The following is a 6000-nucleotide window of genomic DNA, read 5'->3' as shown; positions in this document are numbered from 1 at the left end:
CTTGCGTCACAAAGCGATATCCCTCTTGTACGGCGCGTAAATTAGCTCCAACCTGCGCAGTATTACCTGTTTTCGCAACGCCTTGCTCGACGTCCTGAAATTCCAGCGGCAATACTTTGCTCCCGAGCAGGGCTCCCAGCATGACCATATTCGTCATAATGGGAGAACCGAGCTGAACTGCAATATCCGTAGCCGGGACAAACCATACGCGAAGAGAAAGTGTTCGAATAGCCTTCTCGACCTGTCCCAAGTCTGGATATCCTTGATTTCCACCCCCCACAGTGAGCGGGTAAACCGGAAGGGTATTCGTTATCGTCACCACTTCCGAGTTCCCAAATCTACTAAGCATGCGTAACGATTCTAACGGCTCAAGGCCAATGACTACTTGTGCTCGCCATTTCGGTATTAGGGGGCCGTACGTTCTTACCCGGGATAGCCTGAGCCCGCTAAACACCGATCCGCCACGCTGCGCGGCACCGAACGTTTCTCCAACAATGACTTTGTACCCCTTAGTGGCAAAAATCTGGCCAAGAAGACGGGCTAGAAGGACATTGCCTTGACCACCGGTACCACAAATTACCATGTTGAAAGGATCCTTTAGTTTCATGGCATCCTCCTCTCGATTGCCTTGGAAGGACAGATTTCGGCACAAACGCCGCACCCGCTGCAGATCTCCGGTTTGAGCATCGCCTTAGCCGTAGTCGGATCCAAGACAATGCCCGGACATCCGAATCTCGTGGTGCAGACGGCGCATTTTACGCCTTTGCACTGGTCAGACTTTATTGCGATCATATACGGTTTTATCTTTTCTTGTCTCATCCGCAACAGTTCGCACATGCGACGAAGGATGAGGACTTGCACCCCTTGGCCCCTTAAGAGCCTCCGTATTGTTTTGATAGTGTCTTTGGAATCGAATGGGTCTGCAACCGTCACATCGCAACCGATTGAACGGAAAAGCTTCTCCAAGCTAACAGGGGTTGCGCTCCCCCCTGTAGCGTTGAGATTCGTTCCAGGGTGGGGCTGGAATCCCGTCATTGCTGTGGTGCGATTGTCCAAAATGATCAGCAGGAATTCTGATCTGTTGTGGACTGCATTTACTACAGCAGGGATGCTAGCATGGAAGAACGTAGAGTCACCACAAATCGACACAACCGGTTGATGGTAGCCGAATTGCTTCAGTTTCCCAAACCCCGAAGCCAGTCCAGCCCCAGATCCCATTGCATGTAACACATTCATTTGCGCCTTGCCCCCGGGGAAAACATCTAAGGTGTAACATCCGATGTCGCCGGTGACGTAAATGTCCCTGCGTTCCGCCTTGACTGCTTTAGTTAGTGCCCAGAAGCTAGCTCGGTGGGGACATCCGGCGCACCAACTTACTTCCCTTTCCTTAATAAGAGGTTCGGCCTGTTCAGTGACAAGAACTTGGTAGTCATTCTGACGAAGATCAGTTCCGACGTTGAGTATTCTGGTAATCGCTTCGGCTACCCGGTCAGGTGTGATTTCGCCGTAGGCATCAATATGCCCCGATTCCCGGCCATAAACTTTCCTGCTGAGGCCCTTTTCAACTAAAGCACTTTTAACGTGCACCTCAACAAAGGGATCTACCTCTTCAGCAACGAGTACGTCTCTCGCTCTGCTTAAGTGCTGGATCACAGTATCGAGCGGGAAAGGCCAAAGTGTGACTATTTTCAGGATGCCTACCAAGGCTTCCAAGCCAAGCAGCTCTATCGCATCTCGGGCACAACTGTACCCGTTGCCACTGCTCACTATGATTAGTGCGGGATTCTCCGGGCCTTCATAGGAATTGAACATGGCCTTCTCGAAGTATTTTCTTATTTCCGCCAGTCGCGCAACGACCTGAGCGTGCTTGGGCCTTGCGAGATACGGGTTTAAGGAAGTCGAATTATCCGTTTGCGCAAGGACAGGTTCGCGAAGCAAATCTTCAAATTCAACGAGAGCGCTCGAATGCGAAAGCCGCGTATAACTTCTGTACATGACATGACAGGCGAACCGAGTCGACAGATCAAAGGCCCAATCGATCAATTCTTTTGCTTCGCTAATACTGGTGGGCTCCAAGAGAGGTGAATAGCTAAACCTGGCCAGCCATCTGGAGTCAGTTTCGTCTCCGCTTGAATGTCCGTCTGGGTCGTCACAAACGACGACCACCATGGCTCCCCTGCGGTTCCCCAGGCCTGTCATACTCAAATGCGTCAAAAAATCCAGCGCTACGCTGAGCCCCGCGTTCTTCATTGGAGTAATGGATCGTAACCCTGCAATAGCGGCAGCTGCAGCACTTTCAGCCGCTACCTTTTCGTTCACCGACCATTCAACATAGAGGCTTGAGGAGTCCTTGTGCTTTGACAATGAGTCGATTATCTCTGAAGAGGGGGTGCCTGGATACCCTGCGGCATAGGCAACGCCCGCCTTAAGTGCACCCCGCGCTATGGCCTCATTTCCTAACAAAATTCTTGAACTATTCATGCTTATCCCCACCTTTCTTGTGCACAATTCTTACGAATGACCCCTGATGTCAATAGTGGACACGAATACCCTCATGTTGCCCTCCTTCCTTCGGCTGCAATAACTTATCGAAAAGCAGCAACTGCGTGCCAAGAGATGAATTCGTTCGTATTATTGGCGTCGAAAGAAAATTTGGATTTGCCTATCCTATGAAACTTTCTTCATCCACTTCCCCTCGCTCTATTAGATAGGCCCTATCGGTCAGCATAGCCGCCCGCTTTAAGTCAGATTCGGCCACAAGCACGGAGAGCCCCTCCTCTGCATTTTGGAATTCACGAATAACCTGTGCGAGTTTTTGAGAAAGCGCCGTAGAAATTCCTTCGAAAGGCTCATCAAGTAACAAAAGCTTCTTACCGTTCACAAAACTTCGTGCTAGAGCAACCAGTTTTTGTTGGCCACCGCTTAACTGCACCGCTTTCCTATTCGCCATCACCCTAACCTCTGGCAGCAGACTGTAGATACTCTTTAATCGCGCCTCAGCCTCTGCCTCTGATAAACCCAGGGCCTGAACGGGGACCAGAAGATTGTCTTCGACTGTCAGAGCATTGATCAGCCTGCGGTCCTCCGGCAGGTATCCTATACCAAGCTTTGCCCTCTGATGAGATGGTAAAGGCCGTAAATTGTGATCATCAAGGCTGATCTTACCCTCACTCACGGGCGTAAGGCCCATGATGCTTCGCATGGTTGTGGTCTTTCCAGCGCCGTTTCGTCCCACCAGTGCAACGATACCGCCGGTGGGCACCTTTAGAGTTAAGCCCCGGAGTATGGTGTAGGCGCTAATATTGACAGTAATCTTTTCGACACACAGCATTGTTATTCAACCCCTAAGATGGCTTGCCTGACCGTTGCATCGGCTAAGACCGCATTCACCGTGCCATCAGCAATGACTACACCATTGTCGAAAACCAGTACCCGCTCTGCATATCTCTCAACGATGTCCATGTCGTGCTCGACAAACACTATTGTTACCCCTGCATCCTTGAGTGTGTTGAGTAGCGTGTCCATGACCGCGAATTTCTCTTTCCGGCTCACGCCACTGGTGGGCTCATCCATCAGCAAGAGCTTGGGCTTCAAAACAAAGGATAGCGCCACATCCAAGAGCTTTCTTCCACCTTCGGGCAAGTTGGCAACCACCTGCCTGGCATCGTCTTCAAAGCCAAACTGTTTGAGGACCCCAAAGGTCTCTTCCATCCGCGAATCCCTATTAAGAGAATTCCAGAAATCCCAGCTCTTTCCCGACCGAATAGCCACCGCAATGAGTATGTTTTCGAGAACTGTGAGGCCGGTGTAAAGCTGCGGTATCTGAAAGGACCTGCCGATACCCAAGGCAATCAACCGTCTTGGGGAAAACCCGGTAATAATTCTACCTTGGAAACGGATTTCACCGCTCGTTGGCTCTACATAGCCGGTGATCAGATTGAGTAGGGTTGTCTTGCCGGACCCGTTTGAACCGATAATACCTACCACCTCTCCTTTGCTGATGCTGAAGTTGATGTCACGGGCGGCCACGACCATCCCGAAATTCTTGTGCAGGCTCACTGTTTCAAGGATAGATGTCATTGCATTTCCTTCCTCTTGATGGTTTTAGCGAGGCTCCAAAGGCCTTGTGGCAAGAAAAATATAATCAGCAGTAATATCCCCCCTAAGGTCATCTGCCAGGTATTGGGCGAAAACTTGAAGGCGTAATTCTTCACGAACTCGAACACAATCGATCCAAGAAATGGCGCAAAGACGCTACCCGTGCCCCCCAAGATTGCGACGAACACAAAATCGGCAGAAGCCGTCCAATAGGCGAACTCTGGTGAGACATGCTTGACAGCAAGCGCTACTAAACCCCCTCCCAGTCCACCCAGGGCGCCGGAGAAAACATAGGTAAGGTAGATCGATCTCTCCACGGAGGCCCCCATGTATTCGACACGGATTTCATTGTCGTGTACTGCTTGCATCAAGTAACCCAGCGGGGAAGAGATAAAACGCCAGCCAATATAAAGCACCCCAATCATCAGGATCAGTGTGAGATAGTAGTGGTAGATATAAAAAAAGCCCTCTGCCGCCGGCTGGATACCAAGAATCTTGACCGATGGAATGTGCATTCCGTCCGTGCCCCCTGTCACATCGTAAAACTTAAAGAGTAACGTATACAAAATCATAGAAAACGCCAGGCTGAGCAGGGCGAAGAATATCCCCCGATATCGCTTAAGAAACATGCCCGCGAGAGCAGCCAGCGCAGCCCCTGTCAGTACACAAAGAGGAATTAAGATCAGTGATTCCCTGATATTCCATCGGTTCACAGCAAAAGCTGCTGCGTAAGCCCCGGCTGCATAGTAAAGCCCGTGCCCAAAGGAGATGAGCCCGCCACGCAAAACTAGGGCCACCCCAAATGCCACCATTCCTTTGGCTAAAGCCATAGTCAGTACGTAGATGATCCAGTCTGGAAGTAGGAGCGGAGCAACAGCGAATAGGACAACGCCCGTCATTATTGCTACTGAAAAACCGACCTTGAATCTCTTTAGTAGTCTCATATTCGGCGTACCTCTATTCCTCCGAAGAACCCGTGGGGGCGAAAGATGAGCACTAAGACCATCAGTGTGTAAATGACAAAAAGCTCGAGCTCAGGATAGAACTGAACGGCGGCGACCCGCGCGAAGCCCACGAGGAGACAGCCAATCGCCGCACCGCCGATACTACCCAGCCCCCCAATGGCCACCACTGCAAAGGCCAACACTATAACCTCTATACCCATACCCGGTTCTACTGAAATCATAGGGGCGGTGAAAGCACCCCCGAGGGCCGCCAGAAATGACCCTAAAGTAAAGGCGAACGTATCGATTCTCGGAACATTGATACCCATGGCGGAACTGATCTCCCGGTCACCAATAACAGAGATCAGTTGTCTACCGAAAAGGGTCCGGTTAATTACCAACCAAAGTATGACCGCGCAAAAAATCGAAATACATACCAGCAGGAATGGATATCCGGCATAGGAAATGCCGAACAACCTCACCTGTCCCATAATAGAAAAAGGGGCATTCACAAAACGAGGCTCGATCCCCCACACCAACTTAATCACGTCCTCTAGGATGAGGAAAAGGGCAAACGTGGTCAGCAGGGGAATGGCCTCCTCTTCTTGGTAGATGCGCTTCAAGAATACGCGTTCAATGAGTGGTCCAACTGTGACGGCCACGAGTATGGCGCCGACAACTAGCAACGGAAAGCTCAACCAGACGGGATATTGGCCGCCGAGGAACCAAGCCGCAAGCCAGGCGCCCATGTATGCACCGAGTGCAAAGATGCTTCCGTGCGCAACGTTCAGGATGTGCAGTACGCCGAAGATAAAGGTGATGCCGGCTGATACGAGAAATAGCCAAGAAGCAAACACCACACTATCCAGCACGATAATGCCCACAATGTCCATTGTGATCCTCCTAATATGAGCCCAAAACGCTTACTTCCTGATGAGTCATCCGGACGTAGGAATCT

The 6000-nt window shown here is 50.9% G+C and carries 6 protein-coding genes; all 6 read right to left on the bottom strand.

Features of this window, described 5'->3' with window-relative positions:
- Nucleotides 1-607 (bottom strand): indolepyruvate oxidoreductase subunit beta (locus NTU69_09510; GenBank protein ID MCX5803746.1); only part of this gene is annotated, 607 nt, incomplete at its 3' end.
- Nucleotides 604-2481, bottom strand: coding sequence for a thiamine pyrophosphate-dependent enzyme (locus tag NTU69_09505; GenBank protein ID MCX5803745.1), 1878 nt, complete (start codon nucleotides 2479-2481; stop codon nucleotides 604-606). The genes NTU69_09505 and NTU69_09510, both read right to left, overlap by 4 nt.
- Nucleotides 2482-2662: 181 nt before the next feature.
- Nucleotides 2663-3331 carry an ATP-binding cassette domain-containing protein gene (locus NTU69_09500; protein ID MCX5803744.1) on the bottom strand — a complete coding sequence of 223 codons (669 nt, stop codon included), beginning with the start codon at nucleotides 3329-3331 and terminating at the stop codon, nucleotides 2663-2665.
- 2 nt (nucleotides 3332-3333) lie between these two features.
- Nucleotides 3334-4080 (bottom strand): ABC transporter ATP-binding protein, encoded by a 747-nt coding sequence (locus NTU69_09495; protein MCX5803743.1) that lies wholly within the window; start codon nucleotides 4078-4080, stop codon nucleotides 3334-3336.
- Nucleotides 4077-5042 (bottom strand): branched-chain amino acid ABC transporter permease, encoded by a 966-nt coding sequence (locus NTU69_09490; GenBank protein MCX5803742.1) that lies wholly within the window; start codon nucleotides 5040-5042, stop codon nucleotides 4077-4079. Before NTU69_09490 ends, NTU69_09495 begins: the two co-directional genes overlap by 4 nt.
- Nucleotides 5039-5935: a branched-chain amino acid ABC transporter permease gene (locus NTU69_09485; protein ID MCX5803741.1), complete on the bottom strand. Its 897-nt coding sequence runs from the start codon at nucleotides 5933-5935 to the stop codon at nucleotides 5039-5041. Before NTU69_09485 ends, NTU69_09490 begins: the two co-directional genes overlap by 4 nt.
- Nucleotides 5936-6000: the final 65 nt, after the last annotated feature.

This window comes from Pseudomonadota bacterium, assembly GCA_026388215.1.
Classification (GTDB): Bacteria; Desulfobacterota; Syntrophorhabdia; order Syntrophorhabdales; family Syntrophorhabdaceae; genus JAPLKF01.
This window is presented reverse-complemented; position numbering and strand designations above follow the sequence as displayed.